At 52.9% G+C, this 1,790-nt stretch carries 1 protein-coding gene; it reads left to right on the top strand.

The window, feature by feature from the left end:
- Positions 1-82: 82 nt before the first annotated feature.
- The gene (locus tag IQ256_RS29070; protein ID WP_193859158.1) at positions 83-1,735 is read left to right on the top strand and encodes an IS1182 family transposase; all 1,653 of its coding nucleotides are present in this window, start codon (positions 83-85) and stop codon (positions 1,733-1,735) included.
- Positions 1,736-1,790: the final 55 nt, after the last annotated feature.

Genomic DNA, 1,790 nt, shown 5'->3' with positions numbered 1-1,790 from the left:
GGACACTGTTGGCGAACTCCGAAAGTAGCGAAAAATCGGTATTCTGAGGCTAGTCGCTAGTCAATCAGGAGTGCGATCGCCCGTGTCTATCAAGCCGCAACCGATAGCCGAAATTCCGGCTCTTACTCAGCAAGTCGCAAAAGCCGCCTTCCCGAAAGGCAATCCATACCTGACGTTGAAGGATGAGCTCGGCAGCGTGTTCGAGGACAGTGACTTTGTCGGACTGTTCTCAAACACAGGCCAGCCGGGACTTCCTCCCTGGCGGCTAGCGCTGATAACGCTACTTCAATTCCGCGAAAACCTGTCTGACCGTCAAGCCGCTGACTCCGTTCGTTCTCGTATCGATTGGAAATACCTACTCGGCCTAGAGCTAACCGACGAGGGCTTCGATTTCAGCGTTCTGAGCGAGTTTCGAGATCGGTTGATAGAGAGTGAGCAAGAGCATCTGCTACTAGAAAAGCTACTAGAGTGCGCTCAAGAGAAAGGACTGCTCAAAGCCCGAGGCAAACAGCGTACTGATTCGACTCGTGTGCTGGCATCGGTACGCAAACTGAACCGACTGGAACTAGTCGGCGAAACGATGCGAGCTGCCTTGAACGAACTGGCCACCGTGGCCCCAGGGTGGCTCTCAGAAATAGTCCCGGATGACAACTGGTACGAGCGCTACGGTCGCCGCGTAGAAGACTATCAGCTGCCAAAATCGGAAGCAAAACGCAACGCTTGGGCGCAGGCGGTAGGCGAAGACGCTTACTATCTACTGTTTTGTCTCGAAGCATCGAGTCTCACGGATTGGGAGCACCTGCCGAAAATTCAAGCGCTGAGGCTTATGCTCGAACGGCATTATGCGTACGATGCCGATGGCCCGCTGGATGCACAAGTGCGCTGGAAAGCAAAAAAGGAACTACCCCGCGCTAAGTTTGGTATCGAGTCACCCTACGATGTAGATGCTCGGTTTCGGTCTCGGTGTGGGGTGAACTGGGTTGGGTATATCGTTCACCTGAGTGAGACCTGCGATGATGAACAATGTCATCTGATCACTCACGTAGAAACAACAGATGCGAGCATCCACGAAGCGCAGCGTACAGAGGCGATTCACCAATCTCTCTTAAACAAACAGCTGCCACCATCAGAACACTTTGTTGATTCTGCTTATGTAAGCGCAGAGCACTTAGTGAACGCAAAAGAACAACAGATTGAGATGGTTGGGCCAGCGCGTCAGGATATGAGCTGGCAGGCAAGGCTAGAAGGCGGCTACGACGGAACGAAATTTGACATCAACTGGGAAACTGAAACCGTCACTTGCCCAGAAGGGAACGTCTCGACGAGTTGGAAGCCTAGAGCCATGCCAGACAATCGAGACTACATACAAGCTAGGTTCAGTAGTCGTGACTGCTCTACATGCGAGGCCAAAGAACTGTGTACTCGTGGCCCGCAACGGAGTTTGAACCTTCACCCGCGAGCACAGTATGAAGCGCTAGAGCAGGCTAGAGAACAGCATCGCAGTGAAGCTGGCCAAGAGCAATACAAGCGCAGAGCTGGGATTGAAGGAACGATTTCACAGGGGGTTCGCGGCTTTGGTTTGAGGCGTTCTCGCTACCGAGGGCTTGCGAAGACGCATCTACAGAATGTGGCTATTGGTGCAGCCATCAACATCGACCGGCTTGTCAACTGGATAAACGATGTGCCGCTAGCCAGGACACGGACTTCCCGGTTCAAAGCATTGGAATCGGCATAACCCGCTATCTATATAGGATTTAGAGGCTTTCCCATGAGTTCGCCAACAGTGTCCG

The organism is cf. Phormidesmis sp. LEGE 11477 (assembly GCF_015207105.1).
GTDB lineage: Bacteria > Cyanobacteriota > Cyanobacteriia > Phormidesmidales > Phormidesmidaceae > Phormidesmis.
The sequence above is the reverse complement of the archived record's forward strand: the minus strand, read 5'-3'. Positions and strand labels throughout refer to the sequence as shown.